Source organism: Prosthecobacter sp. (assembly GCF_044222345.1).
GTDB lineage: Bacteria > Verrucomicrobiota > Verrucomicrobiia > Verrucomicrobiales > Verrucomicrobiaceae > Prosthecobacter.
Map to the genome: position 1 here is coordinate 1 of NZ_JBGANL010000069.1, position 22,904 is coordinate 22,904.

18 protein-coding genes are annotated in these 22,904 nt (G+C 61.1%); 9 read left to right on the top strand and 9 right to left on the bottom strand.

All coding sequences use genetic code 11. From position 1 onward, the window contains the following. Positions 1-259 (top strand): DUF5713 family protein (locus ACILSL_RS23770; RefSeq protein WP_395734562.1); only part of this gene is annotated, 259 nt, incomplete at its 5' end. Here the strand turns inward: ACILSL_RS23770 and rfaD are convergent. After that, positions 237-1,268, bottom strand: a complete 1,032-nt coding sequence (gene rfaD / locus ACILSL_RS23775; protein ID WP_395734563.1) for an ADP-glyceromanno-heptose 6-epimerase — start codon at positions 1,266-1,268, stop codon at positions 237-239. The two genes, ACILSL_RS23770 and rfaD, sit on opposite strands and share 23 nt — an antisense overlap. A 66-nt stretch (positions 1,269-1,334) precedes the next feature. Beyond that, a complete protein-coding gene (locus tag ACILSL_RS23780; protein ID WP_395734564.1) occupies positions 1,335-1,898 on the bottom strand; it encodes a hypothetical protein in 564 nt (187 codons plus the stop codon). A 225-nt stretch (positions 1,899-2,123) separates the two neighbouring features. On the opposite strand from ACILSL_RS23780, the gene ACILSL_RS23785 reads away from it, so the two are divergent. The 5 genes from ACILSL_RS23785 (at position 2,124) to prmC (ending at position 6,962) form a co-directional block, all read left to right on the top strand. After that, on the top strand, positions 2,124-3,170 hold the full coding sequence (locus ACILSL_RS23785; protein ID WP_395734565.1) for a thiamine pyrophosphate-dependent dehydrogenase E1 component subunit alpha: 1,047 nt from the start codon (positions 2,124-2,126) through the stop codon (positions 3,168-3,170). After that, positions 3,167-4,132, top strand: a complete 966-nt coding sequence (locus ACILSL_RS23790) for an alpha-ketoacid dehydrogenase subunit beta (protein WP_395734566.1) — start codon at positions 3,167-3,169, stop codon at positions 4,130-4,132. Before ACILSL_RS23785 ends, ACILSL_RS23790 begins: the two co-directional genes overlap by 4 nt. Positions 4,133-4,168: 36 nt before the next feature. Next, positions 4,169-5,407 (top strand): 2-oxo acid dehydrogenase subunit E2, encoded by a 1,239-nt coding sequence (locus tag ACILSL_RS23795; protein WP_395734567.1) that lies wholly within the window; start codon positions 4,169-4,171, stop codon positions 5,405-5,407. Between the two features lie 67 nt (positions 5,408-5,474). Then, positions 5,475-6,053, top strand: coding sequence for a 5-formyltetrahydrofolate cyclo-ligase (locus ACILSL_RS23800; protein WP_395734568.1), 579 nt, complete (start codon positions 5,475-5,477; stop codon positions 6,051-6,053). A 24-nt stretch (positions 6,054-6,077) separates the two neighbouring features. Continuing rightward, positions 6,078-6,962 (top strand): peptide chain release factor N(5)-glutamine methyltransferase, encoded by an 885-nt coding sequence (prmC, locus tag ACILSL_RS23805; RefSeq protein ID WP_395734569.1) that lies wholly within the window; start codon positions 6,078-6,080, stop codon positions 6,960-6,962. Positions 6,963-7,106: 144 nt separating this feature from the next. Here prmC and ACILSL_RS23810 read toward each other — a convergent pair whose 3' ends face one another. Beyond that, entirely contained in the window at positions 7,107-8,552 is a 1,446-nt protein-coding gene (locus tag ACILSL_RS23810) for a hypothetical protein (protein ID WP_395734570.1), read from the bottom strand. Between the two features lie 522 nt (positions 8,553-9,074). On the opposite strand from ACILSL_RS23810, the gene ACILSL_RS23815 reads away from it, so the two are divergent. Further along, a complete protein-coding gene (locus ACILSL_RS23815) occupies positions 9,075-9,557 on the top strand; it encodes a hypothetical protein (protein WP_395734571.1) in 483 nt (160 codons plus the stop codon). Positions 9,558-9,799: 242 nt separating this feature from the next. On the opposite strand, the gene ACILSL_RS23820 is transcribed toward ACILSL_RS23815, so the two are convergent. Both ACILSL_RS23820 and smc read right to left on the bottom strand, forming a co-directional pair. Then, a complete protein-coding gene (locus ACILSL_RS23820; RefSeq protein WP_395734572.1) occupies positions 9,800-10,333 on the bottom strand; it encodes a hypothetical protein in 534 nt (177 codons plus the stop codon). 133 nt (positions 10,334-10,466) lie between these two features. Continuing rightward, entirely contained in the window at positions 10,467-14,504 is a 4,038-nt protein-coding gene (gene smc, locus ACILSL_RS23825; protein ID WP_395734573.1) for a chromosome segregation protein SMC, read from the bottom strand. A gap of 634 nt (positions 14,505-15,138) precedes the next feature. On the opposite strand from smc, the gene tnpA reads away from it, so the two are divergent. Then, positions 15,139-15,585 (top strand): IS200/IS605 family transposase, encoded by a 447-nt coding sequence (gene tnpA, locus ACILSL_RS23830; RefSeq protein WP_395734574.1) that lies wholly within the window; start codon positions 15,139-15,141, stop codon positions 15,583-15,585. A 984-nt stretch (positions 15,586-16,569) separates the two neighbouring features. Here the strand turns inward: tnpA and ACILSL_RS23835 are convergent. From ACILSL_RS23835 to ACILSL_RS23850, 4 genes are all read right to left on the bottom strand, one after another. Next, positions 16,570-18,405, bottom strand: a complete 1,836-nt coding sequence (locus tag ACILSL_RS23835) for a BatA and WFA domain-containing protein (RefSeq protein WP_395734575.1) — start codon at positions 18,403-18,405, stop codon at positions 16,570-16,572. A gap of 328 nt (positions 18,406-18,733) precedes the next feature. Continuing rightward, positions 18,734-19,834 (bottom strand): 3-dehydroquinate synthase, encoded by a 1,101-nt coding sequence (gene aroB / locus ACILSL_RS23840; protein WP_395734576.1) that lies wholly within the window; start codon positions 19,832-19,834, stop codon positions 18,734-18,736. Beyond that, a complete protein-coding gene (gene miaA, locus ACILSL_RS23845) occupies positions 19,789-20,727 on the bottom strand; it encodes a tRNA (adenosine(37)-N6)-dimethylallyltransferase MiaA (protein ID WP_395734577.1) in 939 nt (312 codons plus the stop codon). The genes aroB and miaA overlap by 46 nt, the downstream gene beginning before the upstream one ends. A 23-nt stretch (positions 20,728-20,750) precedes the next feature. Continuing rightward, on the bottom strand, positions 20,751-20,915 hold the full coding sequence (locus tag ACILSL_RS23850; RefSeq protein WP_395734578.1) for a hypothetical protein: 165 nt from the start codon (positions 20,913-20,915) through the stop codon (positions 20,751-20,753). 682 nt (positions 20,916-21,597) lie between these two features. Between ACILSL_RS23850 and ACILSL_RS23855 the strand changes: the two genes are divergently transcribed. Continuing rightward, on the top strand, positions 21,598-22,904 hold a 1,307-nt coding region (locus ACILSL_RS23855), incomplete at its 3' end, for a Fic family protein (RefSeq protein WP_395734579.1).

Sequence of the window (22,904 nt, forward strand, 5' to 3'; positions counted from 1 at the left end):
CGTGGACAAAGGCAAGGCTATTTTAGTGCGCTTATGCGAAGCCATCGAAGCACAAAAGCCTTCCGATGAAGCCAGTCTTTTGAGACTCACGCATGCCGCCACAGAGGAGTTCAACGTGCTGCAGGATGAGTTTATTGAGCAGGAAAGTGAGATCGAAACTGGCGCACGTGAAGCCATTGGCGAAGATTTCGACTTCATTGCCAAGGCTTATGGCTTTAACACTGATGTCGAAGATCTCATTGCAACCCGGGACTGGTGACGTGGCAGAGGGCCTCATCCCCCAGCCTCTTATCCGGCACCAGATACCCCTGCACATAATCTCGCACCGCTTCAGCCAACGGCGTGATCTCGGTCGTAAACCCTGAGCCGCGCAGTTTGGTGATGTCGGCGCAGGTGTAGTACTGGTACTTGGACTGCAGGTGCTCGGGCATGTCGATGAACTCGATGTTCGGTTCCTTGCCGAGGGCGGTGAAGATGGCGGTGGCGAGCTCGACCCAGGTGTGGGCTTTGCCGGAGCCGAGGTTGAAGAGGCCGCCGGCGCTCGGGGTTTCAGCCAGGTGCAGGGTCATGCGGATGGCGTCTTTCACGTAGAGGAAGTCGCGCATCTGCTCGCCGTCCTTGTAGTCGGGGCGGTGGGATTTGAAGAGCTGGACCTTGCCGGTGGCGAGGATCTGGCCGCAGGCTTTGTGCACGAGGCTGCGCATGTCGGCCTTGTGGTCTTCGTTGGGGCCGTAGACGTTGAAGTACTTGAGGCCCACGATGTTCGGCAGCCAGCCTTCGCGCCGGGCGTGGAGGTCGAACAGGTGCTTGGAGTAGCCGTACATGTTCAGCGGGCGCAGGGCGTGGATGTCGGGCATCTGGTCGTCCATGCCGTGGGCACCGTCGCCGTAGGTGGCGGCGGAGGAGGCGTACACAAAGCGGGCCTGGGTGGCCAGGGACCACTGGCAGAGCTGCTTGGTGAACTCGTAGTTGTTCCGCATGAGGTAGTCCGCATCCCGCTCGGTGGTGGCGGAGCAGGCGCCGAGGTGCAGGATGTGGTCAAAGCGGCCGAGCTTGCCCGGGCTGTTCACCACGGCCTGCAGCAGGTCGTTGCCGTCGATGTAGTCGGCAAATTTGAGGGGGACGAGGTTTTTCCACTTTTCGTCCGTGCTCAGGCGGTCGCACACCACGATGTTTTCGCAGCCCCGGCGGTTGAGCTCCCAGACGAGGGCGCTGCCGATGAATCCGGCTCCGCCGGTGATGAGGATGCGACTTTCCGTGTTTTTCATGTGCCCGTCTGGTAACGGGAAAAACACCGGGATTCAAGCCGGAGCTTGAGATAGCTGTCTGCCATCCTAGGCCGCCATGGCCTTGGGCTGCTGGGTGGAGTACATGGGGAGATGCTCGCGCCAGAGAGCCGGATGCAGGAAGGTGGCTCTTGGGTCACGATCCCATTCGCCCTGCCAGCCGATCACGGTCTCCATGACCATGGGATGGGGGCACTGGATGGCTGGATAGAGCCATTGCTGGTCAGCCACCACCAGCTTGGGGATCAAGGCATTACCATGATATTCGATTTCCCATCCCAAAAGCAGGGGTTCTTCGTCCGTGAAACCTGCGAGCCCTTTGGGGTGCTCCACCCAGCCGACGAGACCACTGCGGTTCAGGGCATCCCAGACTTCGCGCATTTCCAGATCCACACGAACGACAAACCCAGCTGTCTTGGCGGCACGGCCTCCATTGGCGGGATCGCGGTTGACGAGACCGAACAGAATGCTCGTGGGGCAGTTGTCAGGGACGATGTCCACCTGAAAACCAAAGCGGATGGGATGGTCCGGCAGTACCAAGCTTCCGTAGCTTTGAAGCTGGAAGCCAGAGAATGCGGGATCAGCAGCAGCAGTGGTAATGAGCGATTCCATGGAATTCTAAAAAATTAGGATGGGTTTATTAAAACTGCGTTATGTTATTGAAATTTCAATGTATTTTATTCAAATGCCTTGTTGTTGTCACTAAAAATCTTAAAAACTGACTGTCACAGAGAAAGCTGGACGGGTGCCACCTGCGCTAAAATTTCTGCCAAAGTAGCGGATTCCTTGCCGCGACGCTATTGACGAAACTGCTGCGCTTGATACCAAATATGCCTCGTGGCACCAGCTTCACCGATTAACTGCGTCGAAACCGACCTGACAGCCGATTTTCGCGATCAATTTCTTCTCACTTACCAGCACATGCTGCTGGCCCGGGTGTTGGAAGAAAAGCTTGGTTCGCTCTATCGGGCGGGCGGTCGTATCGTCGGCGGGGTCTATCTGGGCAAAGGCCAGGAGGCTTTCAGCGCCGCGCTGGGGGTGCAACTGCGGAAGGGCAGGGACATCTACGGTCCTCTCATTCGAGACCAGGCGGGACGCATTGCGTTTGGCGAGCCGATCATCGACTGCGTACGCACTTACCTGGGCACAGTCACCGGCCCGATGCGCGGCCGGGATGGCAACATCCACCGTGGCCGTCCCAAAGAGGGGCACATGGCCATGATCAGCCACCTGGGCAGCCTGCTTTCTGTGGTGGCCGGAGGACTCTTCGCCCGGCGTCTGGCCGGAACTTTGGCAGACAGCATCGGCGCCACCAGCATTGGTGACGGCGGCACCTCCACGGGCGCCTTCCACGAAGGTCTGAACATGGCTGCGGTGGAAAAGCTGCCCATCATCGTGAGCATCGCGAACAATCAATACGCCTATTCCACGCCCAACACCCGCCAGTATGCCTGTGAAAATCTGGTGGATCGTGCGGCGGGCTACGGCATCGAAGGCGTGACGGTGGACGCCACGGATCTCGCCTCCTGTTTGAAAGCCTTCCGGGCTGCTGTCGCCCGGGCGCGCGCAGGGGGGGGGCCGCAGATGATCGTGGGCACGCTGCTGCGCCTGGCCGGGCATGGCGAGCACGATGACGCCTCCTACATTCCTGATACCAAGCGGCAGGGTCCCTCCGCGCGAGACTGCCTGCAGGTGGCCGAAGATTTCGCCCGTGATCGCGGCTGGATGTCTTCCGCTGATCTGCGCGAGCTCAATGAAGAGGTGCGCCGCAACGTTGACCAAACCGTTTCCAAAGTGTCCAAAGAACCAGCTCCTGATCCATTCAAAGAAAACTGGCAGGCCCTGTCCTGCGCTGAGCTTGTGGAGGGACAGCACGAAGCATGAGCATCACTTACCTCGAAGCCATTCGAGAGGCCCAGTATGAGGCCCTGCGGGAAGATCCCTCTGTTTTCCTCTACGGTCAGGACATCGCCACCTTCGGCGGTGCGTTCAAAGCCACGAAAAACCTCAGCAAGGAATTCCCCAACCGCGTTTTTGACGCCCCCATCAGCGAAGACGCGATGATCGGCATGGCCATAGGCGCGGCAGTGGAGGGTGCCCGGCCCATCATTGAGATGCAGTTCGCCGACTTCTCCTCCATCGGCTTCAACCAGATCGTCAATCAGGCCGCCACGCTCTACTGGCGCACCAACGTTCCCTGTCCCATCACCATCCGCATGCCTTCCGGTGGCACGGCTGGCAGCGGCCCGTTTCACAGCCAGTCCATGGAGGCCATCTACGCGCACTATCCCGGTCTGGTGATCGTCACGCCTGCCACCGTGGAAGATGCCTACTGGATGCTGCTGGACAGCGTGAAGCTGAACGACCCCGTCATCTTCTGCGAGCACAAGTTCCTCTACTACCATCTCAAGGCCGACCAGATCGGCGACCGCGAGCTGCCCATCGGCAAGGCGCGCATTGCACGCCCGGGCCGCCACGCCACCATCGTGACGTACAGCGCCATGGTGCATGAGGCCCTGCGCGCCGCAGAGGAGCTGCAGCTTGATGGTTATCAGATCGAAGTCGTCGATCTGCGCTCCGTGAAGCCCATGGACACGGACACCATCCTGGCCTCCGTCGCCCGCACCGGGCGTCTGCTGGCCCTTGGAGAAGCCTTCCCCTGGGGCGGCGTCACGGCGGAAATCATCGCCCGCGTCACCACGGATGGCTTCCACCTGCTGGATGCCCCGCCGATGAGGCTGAACTCCAAGGACACGCCGATCCCGTATCATCCGAATCTCTGGAAGTCGCATCGTCCCACCACCTCCACCATCGCGGCCGCTCTTCGGCGTCTGCTGCGTAATTAATCCTGCATCCAGCTTTCAAGCATCCAGCATCCAGTCATGCGCACCATTCCCATTTTGATGCCACAGCTTGGCGAGTCCATCGCCGAAGCCACCATCATTCGTATTTTGGTCGAGCCAGGTCGTGCGGTCGAGGCAGGCTGCGATCTCTTTGAAGTCGAGACGAACAAGGCCACCATGGCTGTCACCGCGCCGTGTGCCGGAACCATTGGCCAGATCGTGGCCACCGCGCAGACCAGCTACGCCGTGGGCTCCACGCTCGCTGCTTTTGAGATCACCTTGGAAAACGCCCAGTCTCTGGGCCTGATGGATGAACCCAAGCCTGCGGCTTCCGCTCCGAGTGCGGCGCGCACGGGGTCTGCGGAAGTGGAAAACCTGCATTTCAAGATCAGCGACAACGACGTGATTTCCACGCGTCAGCCCACCGTCGAGCCCGTCGTGGGTGGTCTGCCGGTGCCTGCTGGCGCCACGGGTGCCAGCTACATTTCCCCACGCATGCGTGCCCGCATGCTGGAGCTTGGGCTGAACGCCTCCGACCTCGCGGGTGTTCCCGGCACAGGTGCAGGCGGCCGTGTGACCGTCGAAGATTTCGAGGCCTTTCTGCGCGCGCTGGAGCAGCACCGCATGACGCCCGCATCTCCCATGCGCATCGCCGTGGCGGATTCCATGCGCCGCAGCTGGACGCGTCCGCTCGCCACCGTGGGCAGTCCCATCATGCTGGATGCCATGCTCGCGCATCGCAAAAAGGCCGATCCCAAGCCCGGTCCCGCGCTCTACGTCATTCGTGCCCTTGCCCTGGCGCTGGCTGAAAACACCGCCTTCGCCGGACGTCTGGTGGGCAATCGCATCGTGCATCCGCTCGCCATCGACATCGGCTTCGCCGTGGAAGTGGATGACGGCGTCATGGTGCCCACGCTGCGTGAGGTTGAGAAGACCCCGCTCGCCAAACTGGTGCCAACCTACAACAAGCTCGTCGAGCAGGCCCGTGCGCGCCGTTTGCCCAATGACGTCAAACGTCCCGGCATCGCCACCGTGACCAATTTCGGCACCTTCGGCATCGTCTGGGCCACACCCATTCCGCTGCCTGAGCAGAATCTCGTTCTTGGTCTGGGCGCAGGCAGCAAAGTGCCGCACTGGAGTGAGGAAGTGAACATGTTCATCCCCGTCACCGAAGCCGAGCTGACGCTGAGCTTTGACCATCGCGTGCTCGATGGTGGCGGCGCCGGTCGCCTGCTCAAACGTGTGGCCGAGCTGCTGCAGAAACCCGAACTGCTCTGAGGTGCGACAGGCACTCTTGTCTGTCGGCCAGCTCCCACGCGTTCCATCCATTTCAACCGCGAACGCCATGCACGACAAACCCACGCTGCGCCAGCTCATGCGGGAACGCCTGCGTGCCATGGATGAAGCCACGCGCAGTGCTGCGAGTGTGCGCATCGCCGCCCACCTCAAGCAGCTCGCCGCCACCTGGCCTGCCGGTGTCACCGTGGCCCTCTTTGGCGGATTGAAAAATGAGCCTGATCTCGTGACGCATCTGCTGCCTGCCCTGCATGCGCAAGGGGTCCGCACCTGCTTCTTCCAAATCGAACATCAGGCGCTTCAGCCACGTGAGGTGCGCTCCATGGAGGATCTGCATCGCGGCCAGATGAACGTCTGGGAGCCGGATCCGCAATGTCCGCACATCGACATCGCCGCGCTCGACATCATCCTTGTGCCCGGTCTCGCCTTCACCCGTGGTGGGAAACGCCTGGGCCGTGGTGGCGGCTACTACGACCGCCTGCTGGCTCATCCCCATTGCCGCGCCAGACGCATCGCCGTTGCCTTCGATGTCCAGATCGTGGATCACATCACCGTCGAGCTTCACGATCAGCACATCCATCAAATCATCACGGAATCCGGCTTGATCCAGCCTGCTGCGTCTGATTAGTGGGCGTTCGGCATTTTCCATTCCATGAAGCTCATTCTCGAAATCATCCAGTCCGGCACCGCCTACCTGGAGAAACGCAAGATCGACGAAGCGCGGCTGAACATGGAGCATCTGCTGGCTCACGTGCTTGGCTGCCGGCGTCTTGATCTTTATCTCCGGTTTGGCGAAACGGTGCCCGAGGCGGACCTCGTGACTTTGCGCGAGTTGCTGAAGCGCCGTGGGGAAGGGGAGCCGCTGCAGCACCTGCTCGGCAGCGTGGAATTCTGCGGCCACGAATTTGTGAGCGATCACCGCGCCCTCATCCCGCGTCCGGAAACGGAAACACTCGTGGAGCTTGTGCTCAAAAAATGCGCCACCGCACCCGCACGCGTGCTCGACATGGCCACCGGTTCCGGCTGCATCGGCCTCAGCTTGTCCAAAGCCTGGCCGCTGAGTGAAGTCACCCTGGCAGACATCAGCGAAGACGCCCTCGATCTCGCCCGGCTCAATGCCTCGCGGCTCAGCGCCAACGTCAAACTCCTGCGCAGCGACCTCTTTGAAAAAATCACCGGCAGCTTCGACGTCATCGTCGCCAATCTGCCCTACATCCCCAGCGCCGAGATCCCGACGCTCAGCGTTGAAGTCAAACGCGATCCCATTCTCGCACTCGACGGTGGGCCTGATGGCCTCCGCATCGTAGAGCGCTTTTTGAACGACGCGCTGCCGCATCTCAACTCAGGGGCGCTCATCGCCCTCGAAGTGGGGCATGATCAGGGGGCGCCGGTAGCGACGCGCTGCACCGAGCTGGGGTATCTGAATGCGCACACGGCGGCGGATCTGGCGGGCATTCACCGGTTTGTGTTTGCGGTGGCTCCGGAGCGGGTGGTGCCAGTTGAAGAGACTGTGGTGGAGGAAGTGGAGGTTCTCTGAGCAGTAGCTAACCACTAGGTCGTGATGCGTCTGCCGAGAAGCAGACGCGTGAACGCTTTAGTGATGCAGGCACTCCTGCCTGCAATCGCCTGGTCATTGGACGTTCGCTTTGCAGGCAAGAGTGCCTGCATCACTTCTAGAGCTTCACAGTTCCCCCATCCCACCCCGCTTGATCCAGGCATTCAGCGGTTCGAATTGAGCGACATCGAGAGTGATGCCACAGCCGAATGGCGCGGCGTTCACGGATTGAAGATCAAGGCTGCCGTTCTGGATTTGCAGGCTGGCGAAGCCCTGGGCGTGGCGGTGATAAAGGCCGCTGTGGGTGGTGAGTGCGGCATCCTGCGTGGCGGGTGAGTGCATGCTGAGGCCGCGGAAGTAGTGGTGGCCGTTGCGCTCCACGTGGGTGACGCCGAGCAGGGCCATGACGCTGAGGTCCTGCAGCAGGGCCACGGGGCCGACGTTGGCGAGGTCTTCGCCGCTGAGGATGGGGCCGCCGCGAATGACGGGGCTGCGCTTCTTGAGCAGGGCGGCGTTCGCCAGGCCTTTGACGATGCCCTTGCAGTTCTTGTGGCTGGTGCCGCGATAGCCGAGATCGAGCGCACGTGGGAGATCGGTGAGGGAGCCGTCGCTTTCATCAATGATCATGCCGGGGCCTTCGGTCCATGATTGCAGGGTCGCGGCCACATCATCGTTCAGGGCTTGTGAACGATGCAGCGGCTGCTCAATGAGGAGCAGGTTTTGGAACAACGGTGCCAGCGCGGGATCGGCGCTGAGCGTGGCGTAAAATTCGCGGAAGGAGGCGAGGTCGTAGAACTGCTCATTGCCATCGAGCGTGGCGTGAAAACCGGCGGGGCAGTTTGCGGTGATGATGCGGGTGATCTCGCGCAGGCGCGGGAGGTCGGTTTCGGGTTTGCCGCAGACTTTGATTTTAAAATAGCGCAGGCCGTAGGCGCGGATGTTTTCCTCCAGCGTGTAGGGCAGGCCGTCGTCCAGAGTGCCATCGGCGTCGCTGAGCGGATCGCCGAGGCCCACGGTGTGGCGTGCATGCACATGCGTCAGCGGGGCGGGCGCGATGACATCCGCCACGCGCATGCCGCGCAGTTCTTCGCGCACGGCGCCGAGATCAATGCCGAGTACATCGGAGCGCAGCACGGCATGCAGAGGCTGGCCGAGGGCTTTGCACAGGCCGTCGAGCACGGAACGTTCGATGAGACTCACGCCGAGGTTGGCGAGCAGGGAGGGGACTTCTTTGACCTTCGCCCAGTTGCTTTGTTCTGCGTAGAGGTTCTGCCACCAGGCGAAGAAGCCCGTGGGTTTTTCGGCGGCGAGCCGGGCGATGCGTGAGGCATTCTGAATGACGGCGATCATCTCTGCGAGATCGAGCTCGAAGGGAGTGTCCGGATTCTTGGTGAACCACTTTGGCGGCAGGCCTTCACTGGCCAGTCCGCTCACGGCCTTGCCATTCACGACCAGATTCACCGTCACGAAGAGGTGCGGCAGCGCGTTCATGCTGGCGATGCCGTACTTGAACGGGAATCGCGTGTGCATGGGCAGCACGTGGAAGTGGAAGGACTCGAGGGTGAAGGTCATGGCGGAGGGGCTGAGGAATCGTCCTCGTTCTCCTACTCGAACTCGTCCTCAATCACAGCGTGTTGTTTCAAGTTTAAGGTGACAAGTTTAAAGTTGTTCCGCTGCGGAATGACGCTGTGTGTGGCGGAGATTCCGGACCGTCTAGAGCATTTTAAATTATTTCGTGTCCTACAAATCCTGGGCGGCAAACGCGGTTCTCCCTCTCCCCGCCCATAAAAAACGACAACCAACCAATTTTCTCTTCGGGGAGAGGGCTGGGGTGAGGGGAAGCCCGGCGGCTTCGCAGGCATACGGCGCGGCCCCCTCACCCTAACCTCTCCCCCAACAGATGCTGGGCTATATCTCGCCCTCGAGGGGGAGAGGGGATTCGCTTTTAAGCGCGCTTCGCCATGAGCGAGTAGTGAGGCTATGAAATAATTTAAAATGCTCTAACTGTGGGATGACGGAGCAGTGCAGGGTTGTTCATGCTTACGGCGCACGCTGGCGCAGTTGCGGAGCCTGCGATTGGAGTTATCCCTCTGCATGAACTGGCAGAAAGCGCGCAGGATTTTGGCGGGACTCGTTTTCCTGGCGAGTGCGTTGCTGATGAATGCCGGGCTGAAGATGAGCTGGCTGGGGGCGGCTTTTCCGGTGATCGGGAGCATGCTGCTCTTTCTGACGGCCATGCTGCTGATGGCACCGGACACCGCGTTCAAGATCGCGGAACTTTGTGCGAAGCCGTTCGCGGATTTGTTCTTTCCTTCGGATGAGTTTGAGAAGCCGCCGCTGTCTTACTTGCTGGCGCGCCGCTACAGCCAGGAGCGCAAGGTGGACGCAGCGGTGCAGGAGTATGAGAAGATCCTGTTCTACTACCCGGAGGAACGGGATGCGTATGTGGAGCTGATTGAACTGGCCCGGCGCGTCGGGGATGAGGAGCTGCGGACGAAGTATGAGGGGCTTTTGAGGGAGAGGGAAGCGGCGGAGGCTGCCAAGAGATCAAGGAGCCAAGATGAGGGCGTGACTTGATGTAGACCGAACTTGGAAGTTCGGTTTGAGAAAGGGAGGGGGAACGAACTTGGAAGTTCGTTCTACGATATGAATTCTCCGGCGGTGAGTCGTGACTGATCGACCACTGAGTGTTGTCTTGGCGCGCAGAGAGGCGAGGCAGGTCAAGAGCGTAGCTTGAGGCGGAGCTGATGGATAAGCTTCAGTTGTCCATTCGCATGCTTTGGAAGAACTGCTTTTACAGAGCAGAGCGAGGGGGGTATTCAGTCCGCTCTCCAGGAATCAACTTTTCTAGCGAGTTTTTGCCCTGTCTGGGAATCTTGAATTTCCAACTCGTTTATTCCTAGGACATCAAGTGTCCCAACCGCACGAATATAACTCATCGTGCAAAGCGTTGCGGGCAGATGCATGTCTTTAAGCTGTGAAACTCCAACATTTAGACCAAGCTCGGAACGAAGTTTTAGTAGCTCTTTCAGGCTGGGTCGCCCAACCATCACAATTTTGACCTCTTGAATTGCAGAAGGCCCTGACGTGATTTCCAAGGGGGAAAATGGACAGCCCCTAGCAATCCATTCATTGAATCCTACCCCGCTAGAACGCATGCCTGAGAGCTGCATTGATGAGGCGTAATTGGTATAGATTTCATCTGCCTCAAATTCCTGTTTTAGCAGTGCGACTTTGCCACTTGTGTCGCTGGCAATGACCAAGAATCCGGGACAATAGATAGGGGCTTCTAGGGTGAGGTTTCTCTCCACAATTTCTCCAGGAGAGAATATGTCAAAGTTGTCGAAAGACATGCCTCGCATGTCTTGTGCCTTCCAAAATTCCAATAGAACGTGTGGAATTGTCATTTCAATTTTCAGCAGCCATAAGCACTCAAACGATGCTCGTGGTGCGCTGGGAGTGAGCTGAAGTTCGCGAGCACTTTCCTCACACCAGCGCCGCCGGCGTCTCCTCCTCCAGCTCCTCGATGGCGGTCAGGCGGGCCTGCTCTTCATCGAGGTCTTCGTGGACGGGGATGGACGCGGGCTGCTCTTCATCGGCAGAGGCTTCGGCTTCAATTTCGGCATCGGCATCGGCCTCAGCTTCAGCGTCGTCTTCGCTCTCAGCCTTCTTCCTGCGCTTGGGCTGGTTCGGGGCTTCAAGGGCAAGTTCCTGCGCGGACTTGGCCAGCGTGCGGGTGTCCTCCGTGGTCATGCGGACGCCCACAGGTTTGCTGACGCCGAACTCCTGCATGGTCACGCCGTAGATCACATCCGCGCGGCTCATGGTGCGCTTGTTGTGCGTGACGATGATGAACTGGGAGTTGTCGATGAAGGCGTCCAGCATCTTGAGGAAGCGGCCGATGTTGGTTTCATCGAGCGGTGCATCAAGCTCATCCAGCACGCAGAAAGGGCTGGGCTTCACCTGGTAGATGGAGAAGAGCAGGGCCACGGCGGTCATGCTGCGCTCGCCACCGGAAAGGAGGCTGATGGTCTGCAGCTTTTTGCCCGGGGGCTTGGCGATGATTTCGATGCCTGATTCGAGCGGATCGTTTTCATCCACCAGCATGAGGTCGGCCTTGGCGGCGGGGCCGAAGAGCTCGCGGAAGTTGTTGTTAAAGAAGCCGCGCACCTGCGTGAACGTCTCCACAAACATCGTCTTCGTGGTCTCGTTGATCTTGGCGATGACCTGCAGCAGCTCGTCCTTGGATTTGACGAGGTCGTTGTGCTGGGTGTCGAGGAAGTTGTGGCGCTCTTCGAGTTCTTCGAACTCCTGGATGGCGTCGAGATTGACGGGGCCGATGCCTTCGAGCTTCTGGCGCAGTTCATAGACCACTTCCATGACGAAGGCCCAGTCTGGCTGCGCTTCTTCGCCGGGAATGACGACTTCGTCGATGTCCACCGCATCGTCGCGGTTGGAGACGGCGCGGATCTGCGGGGCCTCCTCGGCTTCCTCGGCGGCGGGTTCGGCGTCCTCCGGATCTTCGTTGCTGGGTTCGGCACCGTCAGCGGCGGCGCTGGAGCCGGCGGCATTGGCCGCGCCTTTTTTGCCACGGTTGCGGTTCTTCTTCTGCTCTTCGATGGTGACCATCAGCACGTGGTAGTCAGGCTCAAAGGCTTCGATGTGGAAGCTGTAACGCTCCTGCACCTGGTTGATGAGGTTTTCGAGACGAAGGTCCACGCGGGTGAGGGCGACTTCGGCGCGGTTGCGGGATTCATTGAGGCCGTTGAAGCTCTGGCGCAGCTGCGTGAGCTGGGCTTCGAGCTGGCTGACCTGCTCAAACAATCCGGCGCGTTCTTCGGTCTTGGACTGCAGGTGTTCTTCGATGGCGGCGATGGTGTCGCGCTGGGATTCGATCTGCTCCTGGAAGCGGGCGTTTTCCGCCTCGCTCTGCTGGATGCGCATGCGCCAGGTGTTGATCTCTTCGGAGAAGCGGTTGATGCCGGCCTGCAGCTCCTGCAAGCGCACGCCCAGGGGGGCTTTCTGACGCTCGATGGAATTCAGCGCGCTCTGCTCAAGAGCGAGGGCGGTGCGCAGCTCGTTGAGGCGTTCGCTGGACTCCAGCTCGCGGCGGAGGAAGGACTCCATTTCGAGCTCGAGTTCATTTTCGAGCGCGCGGGAGGTGGCCAGCTGCTCCTGGGCGATGGCCACGGCCTCGTGAAGCTGCTGGATCTGGCTTTCAGAGCCGCTAATGCGATCCTGAATCTGGTTCTGGTCCCACTCCACGCTTTCGAGCTTGGCGGTGGCCTGCTGCAGCGCGCGCTGCACCACGCTGATCTTGCCCTGAAACTGGGAGAAACCTTCGCGGGCGCGCTGGGACTGCTCGCGCAGGGAGACTTCCTCGCGCTGCATTTCCTCAAGCTGCGCGGTGATGTTGTTCACCGCGTCTTCCTTCTCCATGTACTGGTATTCCAGCGCCTCGACTTCCGTGCGGAGCTGGCGCACTTCGGCCTCGCGGCGCAGCGTGGAGGAGCCTTCCTCCTTGGTGGCGCCGCCGGTGATGATGCCATCATGGGTGATGAACTCGCCGCGCATGGTGGCGATGGCCAGGTGGGGCATCTCGCGCTTCATGCGCAGGGCGGTGTGCAGATCCTCCACGACAAGGACGTTGTGCAGCAGGTGGTCGATGAGGCCCTGTACGCCGGTTTTCACGCGCACCTTGTCCGTGGCCCAGGTGATGGCGCCGGCGGGCAGGAGCTCGCGATCCGAGGCGTGGCGCAGGTTGCAGAAATCATGCGGCACCAGGGCGGCGCGGCCCATCTTGTGATCCGTGAGGCGGTCGATGATCTGCGCGGCGAGTTCGCTCTCCGTGAGCAGGACGGCCTGCAGGTGGTCTTTGAGCGCGGCTTCGATGGCGGTGATGTACTCGGGCTCCACCTCGATGCTGGAGGCCAGCAGGCCGCGCACCCCGACGGAATACACCTCGGGATTGTCCAGGCCGCTGATGACCTTCTGCGTGCCGGCGGAGAGTCCTTCGCCTTTTTGCAGAAGCTGCTCGATGATTTCGAGGCGTGACTTCCGCTGCGTGAGATTGCGCTGGAGGTCGTTGAGCTCGTTGTTCATCGCATCGCGCTGGCGGCGGCGTTCGATCATTTCACGGGCGCAGTCCTTGGCCTTTTCGTCGAGCTGGTTGCGCGTCTCTTCGAGCTCCTGGATGTGGCGCTGCAGTTCGTCGAATTCGATCTGGCTCACCTCGCGTGCCTGCTGCGCGGTCTGTCGGTCATGCGCCAGGGATTCATGGCGCTGGCGGTCGCCGGAGATCTGATTGCTCAGGGACTGGGCGCGGGCTTCGCTGGAGGCGATCTGGCCTTCAAACTGGCGGATGGATTCGCGGATGGCGCGGCGGTCGCTTTCCAGACGGTTGCGCTCCGGCAGGATGCTCTGGTGCTGGTTGGCGTGCTCGTTCATGGCGAGCTGGCGCGTCTGGATGTTGTCGGTGATGGCAAGCAGCTGCTCATCGGCATTGGCGAGATCACGACGTGCCTGGTCGAGCAGGTCTTCGTTGTTCGCGATCTGCTCTTCGTTCTGGCGGATGCGGCCTTCGAGTTCCTCGCTGCGCTCGCGGTTGAAGCCCAGGCGGCCTTCGGCGCTCTGCATCTGGGAGCGAAGCTCCTGCGCCTGCTGACGTGCCTGGCTGATCTGGGACTCCAGCGCATGGTAGGCCTCGCGGGTCTGCGCGGCCTCGGTCTCGGCGACTTGGAGCTTGCCCTGGAGCTGCTCGATCTGCTGCGCCATCATGCGCACCTGGTTTTCGGACTCGGATTTTTCACCGGCAAATTCGGTGTACTGCTTGTGCGCGAGGTGGGTGTCCAGCAGGCGGGTATCTTCGAGCAGCGTCTGGTAGCGGCGTGCCTTCGCGGCCTGGCGCTGCAGCGTGCCCATCTGGCGTTTCACTTCCGCGACGATGTCGGCGACGCGCAGCAGGTTGGCCTCGGTGTATTCCAGCTTGCGCAGCGCTTCACGCTTCTGCGATTTGAACTTGGTGATGCCTGCGGCTTCTTCGAAAACCGTACGACGGTCTTCCGGCTTGGAGCTCAGGAGCATGTCGATCTGGCCCTGCGCCATGATGGAGTAAGCCGCACGGCCGATGCCGGTGCCCGCGATGAGATCGTGGATGTCCTTGAGACGGCAGATGGTGTTGTTGAGGCGGTATTCGCTGCGGCCGTCACGAAACACGCGTCGTGTCAGCGCGACTTCGTTGAAGTCCACGTTCAGCGACTGCTCGCAGTCCGCCATCGTCAGCGTCACTTCCGCCAGGCCCACGGGCTTGCGCTTGTCGGTGCCGTTGAAAATGACGTCCGCCATTTCATCGCCACGCAGCGCTTTGGCGGAGGTTTCGCCCAGCACCCAGCGGATGGCATCGACCACGTTCGATTTGCCGCAGCCGTTGGGCCCCACGATGCCGGTCACACCTTTGTGGAACTCGAAATGGGTCTTGTCCGCAAAGGACTTGAAGCCGTGAAGGGTGAGGCTCTTGAGATACATGACGGTGGAGAGGCGGAGATGAAAAGGCGGGTGAAGAAATCCGAAGGACGAATGACTTCGCGGTGAGTACTGCGATGGACTGAACCATTCCGCGCCGGATGCCCGCAAGAGTGAACCCGAAATTCCACGCTATCTTGGGGATCGTTAAGACATCTTAAACAAGATGTGGGATTTTTCAGGGCGTTTTTCTTGTGAATAATCGTAGCGGCTGTGAACAAGTTTTCAAGGGCGGGGTTTCTGGGGGGCGGACCCCCGCATGCGTTCGGTGGTGCGGCTGGCCATCATGCCAGGGGCTCCCGGAGGGAGCAGAGACATTAGCCGGTGGTGAAGGGAGCGTAGCGACCGAGAACCACCGGGATTACCGCATCACCTATCGTGTCCTTCGCCGCGCCCTAGCAGGGGCGCGAGAAGCGTGCGAATATCCCCCGGCAAATGTGAATGCATGTCCTCATAATCCCTTCTCGCGCCCTGCCTGGGCGCTACCGTGATTCGGGTACGGTGGATGGCGCCGTTCCGGTGGTTCTCGCTGCACCGCTGCGCGATTTTGCTTCACCACCGGCTAATATCTCTCGTGCCTCCGGCACGCCAGAAATCGACGATTGCGCTCCAACGCATATGGCGGAAAACATTTCCCATGGCCTCAACGCATCTCTCGTTGCACTATCATCTCGTATTTAGCACGAAGAACCGCGAGCCTTGGCTGGCCCCAACCGCGCGAAGACGCGTTCATGAATACATCGGTGGTGTGATCCGCAGCATGAATGGGATTGCGCATGCGGTGGGCGGCACGGGCGACCATATCCACATCGCGGCAGGATTGCGGGCAACGCATTGCCTGGCGGATGTGATGCGTGAGATCAAAAGCGAATCATCGCGCTGGATTCACGAGGAATTGCGTCAGGCTGGATTTACCTGGCAGGAGGGCTACGGCGCATTCACGTTTGCCGCACCTGATTTGGAGTCGGTGCGCTCGTATGTGCTGAACCAGGAGGAGCATCATCGTGTGAAGACTTTTCAAGAGGAATACAAGGCGATGCTGCAGCGCGGCATGGTGGAGTACGACGAACGGTATCTGTGGTGAGCGGAAATGTGGCGCGGTAAGAGCACTTCTCGCGCCCTTTCAGGGCGCGGCGAATGAACACGGTGGGTGATTCGGCAGATCCGGTGGTTCCCGGTCGCTGCGCTCCCTTCACCACCGGCTAATTTCCGTTCTCCCTCCGGGAGCGACCCGACGGGCGGGCTGTCGTCACGCATGTCCTGCGGCAGGCGCGGATCTTCATCGTAGGTTGGGTGTGTTTGGCGAATGGTACTCTCCAATGCTCGATCGCGATCTTCGCCAAACCGCCCGACTGCCAGCGTGTTCGCACGCCGTGAGGACTGCCGTACGCTCGCAGACGGGTCCATTCTTCGCACTGCGTGCTTCGAAGGATAAACCGGGCTGTCGTCACGACCGTCCTACGACTGACTCGGCATGCCAGAACTGATACACCGCCTTGCTGTGCAACGAGAGATGCGTCGAGGGCATGGGAAATGTTTCCGACATCTGTGCTGGCTCGCAATCGGTGATTTCTGACGTGCCGGAGGCACGAGAGGCATTAGCCGGTGGTGAAGCGGAACTGCGCAGCAGTGCAGCGAGAACCACCGGAAATCATCGCATCCGAATGGCTTGGTAGCGCCTGAAGGGCGCGAAGAGGACCCGGGCATGCGGCCAGATTTGCCGTGGCATCTATTTGTATGCTTCTCGCGCCCTTTCAGGGCGCGGCGAATGAATACGGTGGGTGATGCGGCAGATCCGGTGGTTCTCGCTCGCCAAGCCTCGCTTCACCACCGGCTAATTTCCGTGCTCCCTCCGGGAGCGACCCGACGGGCGGGCTGTCGCCACGCATGTCCTACGACTGACTCGGCATGCCAGAGCGGATACACCGCCTTGCGATGAAACAGATAGCTCTCGGCCAGCAGCAGGGCGAGCTCGCGCCATATTTTGTGAGGCTCAAAGCAAAGCCTCATCCGCAGCGTGCTTGCGAGCTGCTGCGGAATAAATTCCGCGCTCCAAAAACGCTTTCCGTTAATACACCGCCTTGCGATGAAACAGAAAGCTCTCGGCCAGCAGCAAAGCCAGCGCGAGCCAGATCAAACGCTTGGGCCAGGTGCTGAAGGCGCTGGCGGTGATGATGGGGGCGGCGGGCTGGGTGGAATGCGCGGCATCCGTGGCGAGGGCGGGGAGGTCCGTCTCAGCGGCGGAGATGAGGGCGCAGGCGCCGCTGCGGTCCTTGCCGGTTTCCCAGGCACCGATGCGGTTGAGCGCGAGGAGGCCGTGCGCGGGATCGTCGGACACTTCGATGAAGGATTCGCCATTCCACGCGTGCCACTGCACGAGGTTGTCGGTGTGCAGCATCTCGCCGGTGTGCAGGGTGCGCATGTCGGTGAGGGCTTCGCTGTTTTCGGCGCACCAGTAGAGCGCATTGCCGAGGATCAGGGGAAAGGAGGGCAGCAGGGCGAGCTGCTCGGACTGCGAGGGGGAGAACGCGGTGACGACGAGGCGCTGGCCGTTGAACTCTCCGGCGGCGAGCACGGGCTCAGCGCCTGCAAACCACAGCGGCTCGATCGAGGCGGGCAGTTGGAGCAGGGTGGTCTGCGTGACGGCGATGCGGCTGCTGCTGGCGCGGAAGAGCAGGGGATGATCCGGCTGCACTGAGCGCACGCCGTCATGCGGGATGCTCTTGATGGCGCGTGCCTGCAGCGGGCCGGAGCTGCTCTGCGGGGTGAGGGCGATCACCGGGCGGTCTTTGGGCAGTTCCTGGGGCAGCCAGTTTTCGAACACATAGACGTCGGGCTGCTCTTTCGGCGGCCAGGCCTTGGGATCGCCCTTGCGCATTTCGATGCGGCCGTTTTCGATGAGAGCGGAGAGCGCCAGCTCGGTGAAGGGATCTGGCTTCTCGGCAAACCACGCGACGGTGAGGGGCCTCGTTTTGGGCAGCGGTGCGGCGAGGCCGTCGTCCCAGCCGAAGCAGTCGCCGGCGGTCTTCAGGCGGATCTCCATCTGCTGGCCGCGCACGCCTTCCAGCGGCAAAATGAGCGCGCTGGATTCACCGGGGGCGAGATCGAGCTCACGCAATTGCGCGATGCGCCCGGAGATGGAAATTTCGAGCGTGGTGGTGGCCTTGTTCTTGTTGCCGGCGGAGGCGCTGACTTTCACGAAGGCCTCGTAGCGATCCCGCGCCAGCGGGCTGTGGCGGATCTGAAAGCCGGTGAGTCCCACATTGAGCGGCTCCTTGAGCGCCACGGGAATCCAATCGACCGACGTGCTGGCGGGAGGCTGCGAATCGCTGGCCATCCAGATGCGGGAATGCGTTTCGAGATCGGCGAGGCGCTGGGCCACGGTCAGTGCGGACTCCGGTTTGCCCTCGATGGGCGTGGGCGTGAGTTCTTCGAGAAGGCGCAGGCACTCGCGGTGGTTGCGGCTGCGGGAAAGCAGCACCCGGGAGCGCGCATCAAAGGCGATGAGGGATACCACGGTCTGGTCTGGCAGCGAGCGGAGGCGTTCCTTCACGCGCTGTTTGGCGGCGTCCAGCCGGGTCTGGCCTTGCAGGTCCCGCGCGGCCATGGAGGCGGAGCAGTCCACCACGATCACGGCGGCGCTGATGGCATCGGCGGAGAGATTCCCGCTGGGCCGTGCGAGCGCCAGGATGGCAAAGAGCAGCACCAGCAGCGTGAGCAGCAGCGAGAGCCATTTCTTGATGCGGCGCAGCCATGCGGACTCCTGATGCTCACGAGCGAGCGATTTGAAAAACAGCAGCGTGGACACCGGCACCCGCTTCGCCTGCCGACGGAAGAGCCACAGCACCAGCGGGATCAGCGCGAGCCAGAGGAGGTGCAGGTAGCTGGGGGTGAGGAAGCGCATTCAGAGGTGACGGACGGGAGAGTGGCCGCAAAGAGGCGCAAAAAGAAGCAAAAAAAATGAAGAGTTGCTGAGGGGTGATGGGAACTCCTTCTCGTCCTCCTGCTCTAGTTGATTCGCTGCGCTCCCCCTTCGGGCTCCCTGCGGTCGTCTGTTTGCCTTCGGCTATCTCCACTGCGCTCCGGTTCGCTGCGCTCGGCTGTCCTCGATCATGGCGTATTCGCTGGGTGCTGCGGTATGGAAAAACTGAGAACTGAGAACTGAGAACTGAAAATTGTAAAATGCACTGAGCTTGCGCGTGGTGAGGGAGCGGGTTGGAAATTCATCCCCCCTACTTCCGCAGCTCCTCCAGCGCCTGCTTCAGATGCCCTTCGAGGACGTCCTTGCTCACATAGGCGTCGCCGATCTTGCGCAGCAGCACGAAGCGGATCTTGCCGTTTTCGAATTTCTTGTCCGTGCGGGCGATGCGCATGAGCTCCTCGGTGTCGAGGTCGTCCGGCAGGCGCAGGGGGAGATCGTAGAGGCGGAGCAGGTTGAGGATGCGCTCGTAGTCGTCGCGGGTGAGTTCGCCCGTCTGCGTGGAGAGCCAGGCGGCGGCGCGCAGGCCGAGGCTGATGGCCTCCCCGTGCAGCAGCTTGCCATAGCCCGCGGCGGCCTCGATGGCGTGGCCGAGGGTGTGGCCGAAATTCAGCAGCGCGCGGATGCCGAGGGTCTCGTGCTCGTCAGCCTCCACGATGGCGGCCTTGATGGCGATGTTGCGGCGGATGAGCGCGACGATGTCGCCCTTGCCGGCGGCGACGTCTTCAATGGCCTCGAACATGGAGGCATCGCGGATGCAGGCGTGCTTGATGATTTCCGCAAAGCCCTCATTCCATTCGCGGGCGTGGAGTGAGCTGAGGGTGTCGAGGTCTGCGATGACGTGGACGGGCTGGTGAAAGCAGCCGACCATGTTTTTCGCGTTGGGCAGGTTCACGCCGGTCTTGCCGCCCACGGAGCTGTCCACCTGGGAGAGCACGGTGGTGGGCACCTGCACGTAGGGGATGCCGCGCTGGTACACGGCGGCGCAGAAGCCCGCGAGATCGCCGATGACGCCGCCACCGAGGGCGACGACGAAGCTTTTGCGGTCGAGCCCGGCGTTGACCATCTCACTCAGCACAAATTCGCTGGAGCTGAGGGATTTGGAAGACTCCCCGGCAGGCACGGTGATGAGGTGGGGCTTTTTCCCGGCCTCGCGCAGGCTTTGCAGCACGGTCTCGGCGTAAAGCGGGCCCACATTGGAATCCGTGATCACGGCGCAGCTCGTGCGGTCCGGCAGCTTTGAGTTCACTTCTTCGCCCAGCGTTTTGAGGAGGCCGCGCCCCACCTGCACGAGGTAGCTGCGTGGGCCTAGATTGACGAAGACGGGGCTTGCGGGCTGGTCGGGCGGAGGCATGGAAAAAGTTCGAGGAGATGGGGGAGCGCGCAGTCTGCCGCCGGAACGGAATCGAGGCAAATCGTTTGGAAGCAGCGCTCGCGGCGGAACCAGGTGATCTGGCGCTTGGCGTAGTGGCGCGTGGCCTGCTGGATGGCGGCGATGGTGTCTGCCAGAGAGACCTGCCCGGCCAGATGGGCGCGCACTTCACGCAGGCCGATGGCCTTTTCCGCCGTGGGGGAGAGCGGGCCCACCGCGGCCACTTCCTCCACCAGTCCGGCGGCAAACATGTCCAGCGTGCGCTGATTGATGCGGCGGTAGAGCGCCTCGCGGTCCCAGGTGAGGATGACGCCGTTCACTTCCGGCTCGGCCTGCTCAAAGCTGCGGCGCAGGCCGGACTGCGGTCGGCCGGAGAGCAGGCAGATCTCCAGCGCGCGCTCCACGTAGCGGGGATTGCGCAGGTTCACGGTGGTGGCGGCCTCGGGGTCGCGCTGCAGCAGCCACACGATTTTTTCGCCGGAGCTGAGGTGGTGAAATTTCTCCCGTAACTGCGGCGAGGCGGCGGGCAGGGGAGAGAGCCCGTGGGTGAGCGCCTTGATGTACAGCCCGGAGCCCCCCACCACGATGGGGACGCGGCCACGCGCGGCGATATCCTGAATGACGGGAAGTGCCAGCGCGTGGTAGCGCTGCGCATCGCAGGCCTCCGTGAGCGGGATCACCCCGTAGAGGTGGTGCGGAACCCGGGCCAGCTCCGCCGGGGAGGGCTTGGCCGTGAGGAGGTCCAGGCCCGCGTAGAGCTGGAAGGCATCTGCATTCACGATCTCCCCGCCCACGTGCTCCGCCAGGGCGATGGCCAAGGCGGATTTGCCCGAGGCCGTGGGCCCGGTGATGAAGAAAGTGCTGGCGGGAAGCATTCGGGGTCGCAGCGGGCTGCGCCTCAGAATTTGCTCTCGATCTTGCGGCCCACGTGCTCGATGCCCTCGCCGGTCTTGTGGATGGCGTGGTCAACTCCGCGGCCCGCACGCGTCATGGGCCCGCCGCTGCCACGGCAGGAGGCGAGGGAGAAAACAGCGACAATGAGGAAAGAGGCGATGGTTTTCATGGCGGCGCAAACTAGTGCAAGGGGCGGAAAGGCTCAAGCGGGGAGTGAGGGAGGGTCAGGGGTGTGCGCATGCCTGCCCGTCGGGCCGGGGCGGCAGACTTCCACCATTTCCACCGTTTCAACGGGGGAGTGTGTCTCAAGCCGGGGGCGAGCGGGACATGGAAGGCCTTGAAGCATGCCAGCAAACCCTGGCAACTCAGACCCTCTTCTGGTTGCCATCATGTGAGGTGTTTTTGGACCTGAGCGTCGTCTTCAGCCTGCATCGCACTGCCACCGCTTTCCAACGGCTGCTACATGCTGCGGATTCCTGCGCAGTGTCTGCCGTGGGACGTGAACCCCGTGGTTGCCAGTTGCCCACCCTAGATTCTCGCGATGGCAACCGGCAACCAGCGGCGATGGGGCTTCGACTGCCCATGGGACATTTCCACCGTTTCCACCATTTCAACGGGGGAGTGTGTCACTCACGCTGCTCCCATGGCGGAGACTTCCACCATTTCCACCGTTTCAACGGGGGAGTGTGTGTATCAGCCCCGAGCAGCAGGAGAAAGTTCACCAAATTCGCCAAATTCTCCGGGGGGATGTACACGCGCAGCAAGCCAGCGAGGACAAACACCTCCTTCTTGTCAGACATCTTTTCCGCTTTTCCTGTGGCATCTGTTTCCATCTCCGGCTTCCCTACCCCATGCACACCGAGATCAAGTCCCTCGACGCCCTGCGGGCTGAATGGCAGGCGCTCCAGCCTTTGTCGGCGGAGAGTGAGACACGTCTGTGGAAAAAGCTGCGCCTGGAATGGAACTACCATTCCAACCACATCGAAGGCAACACCCTGACTTATGGCGAAACAGAGCTGCTGCTGCTGCATGACCGCACCACGGGCAACCACAGCCACCGCGAGTATCTGGAGATGAAAGCCCATGATGTGGGCATCGAGCACGCACGAGCTCTCGCAGCCGAAAAAGAACGCCTCACTTCCGAGGGCGACATCCGCGACCTGAACCGCATCATCCTCAAAGAGCCCTTTTGGAAATACGCGGAAACAGCGGACGGCCAGAGCACACGCAAGCAGATCATCCCGGGGGAGTACAAGACCACGCCCAACAATGTCCGCCTGCCAGACGGAGGCACCTTCTTCTTTGCCAGTGTGGAAGACACCCAGCCACGCATGCGCGCGCTGGTGGACTGGCTGCGCCAGGAGCTGACCTCCCCCACCCTGCCTATCGCCGCCTGCGTTGCCAAACTCCACCACGATTTCGTCCTCATCCATCCCTTCGACGACGGCAACGGCCGCGTGGCCCGCCTGCTGGTGAACTACGTCCTCATGCGCAGCGGTTACCTGCCCCTCATCGTCCGCACCGATGAAAAGGAAGCCTACCTCACAGCCCTGCGCCTCGCCGATGCCGGCGAACTTTCCGCCCTCATGACCTACCTCCAGCGCCGCCTGGAGTGGTCCCTGCAACTAGGCATTAAAGCCGCCAAAGGTGAAAGCATTGAAGAACCCAGCGACCTGGAAAAGGAGGTGGCTATCTTTGTGCGGAATCAGCAGGGATCGAAGGGAGAAAAAAAGAGGTCTGCAGAAGCTCTTAGCGAACTGCTGGATCTTGGTCTTCGCGAGTTCATCGAGAAGTTTGAAACAAAGCTCGGTAAACTTGCACCACTTTTTACGGACCAAAAACTATTCGTTAGACCCATAATAAACGGCATAGATTCTAAGCCTTTAGTAAGCTTGGAACACATTATTCGACACGCTAATCAGACTTCTCAATTATCGGTGCAATATGCTTTACGTGGTTACGGAGGCGCAGGTTCCCTCCCCTTTGACGTAAAAGCATGGTTCACCATTAGCTTTGGTGAGTTCCGTTACATTCTAAACCTCAATGGCCAGGAGCAATTGCGAAGACCCTACACTGAGCCAGTCCTGCCAGACGAAGCCGAAAGCCTAGCCAACAAAGCCCTGACCCATGCCTTCGCTGAGATCAAAAAGCGCTGCGG

Excerpts from the sequence above, each read along its gene's own strand:
- miaA (WP_395734577.1), bottom strand. The coding sequence starts at position 20,727 with ATGCTTCCCGCCAGCACTTTCTTCATCACCGGGCCCACGGCCTCGGGC.
- tnpA (WP_395734574.1), top strand. The coding sequence starts at position 15,139 with ATGGCCTCAACGCATCTCTCGTTGCACTATCATCTCGTATTTAGCACG.
- ACILSL_RS23815 (WP_395734571.1), top strand. The coding sequence starts at position 9,075 with ATGAACTGGCAGAAAGCGCGCAGGATTTTGGCGGGACTCGTTTTCCTG.
- ACILSL_RS23820 (WP_395734572.1), bottom strand. The coding sequence starts at position 10,333 with ATGTCTTTCGACAACTTTGACATATTCTCTCCTGGAGAAATTGTGGAG.
- ACILSL_RS23810 (WP_395734570.1), bottom strand. The coding sequence starts at position 8,552 with ATGACCTTCACCCTCGAGTCCTTCCACTTCCACGTGCTGCCCATGCAC.
- ACILSL_RS23790 (WP_395734566.1), top strand. The coding sequence starts at position 3,167 with ATGAGCATCACTTACCTCGAAGCCATTCGAGAGGCCCAGTATGAGGCC.
- ACILSL_RS23780 (WP_395734564.1), bottom strand. The coding sequence starts at position 1,898 with ATGGAATCGCTCATTACCACTGCTGCTGCTGATCCCGCATTCTCTGGC.
- ACILSL_RS23850 (WP_395734578.1), bottom strand. The coding sequence starts at position 20,915 with ATGAAAACCATCGCCTCTTTCCTCATTGTCGCTGTTTTCTCCCTCGCC.
- aroB (WP_395734576.1), bottom strand. The coding sequence starts at position 19,834 with ATGCCTCCGCCCGACCAGCCCGCAAGCCCCGTCTTCGTCAATCTAGGC.
- prmC (WP_395734569.1), top strand. The coding sequence starts at position 6,078 with ATGAAGCTCATTCTCGAAATCATCCAGTCCGGCACCGCCTACCTGGAG.
- smc (WP_395734573.1), bottom strand. The coding sequence starts at position 14,504 with ATGTATCTCAAGAGCCTCACCCTTCACGGCTTCAAGTCCTTTGCGGAC.
- ACILSL_RS23800 (WP_395734568.1), top strand. The coding sequence starts at position 5,475 with ATGCACGACAAACCCACGCTGCGCCAGCTCATGCGGGAACGCCTGCGT.
- rfaD (WP_395734563.1), bottom strand. The coding sequence starts at position 1,268 with ATGAAAAACACGGAAAGTCGCATCCTCATCACCGGCGGAGCCGGATTC.
- ACILSL_RS23835 (WP_395734575.1), bottom strand. The coding sequence starts at position 18,405 with ATGCGCTTCCTCACCCCCAGCTACCTGCACCTCCTCTGGCTCGCGCTG.
- ACILSL_RS23795 (WP_395734567.1), top strand. The coding sequence starts at position 4,169 with ATGCGCACCATTCCCATTTTGATGCCACAGCTTGGCGAGTCCATCGCC.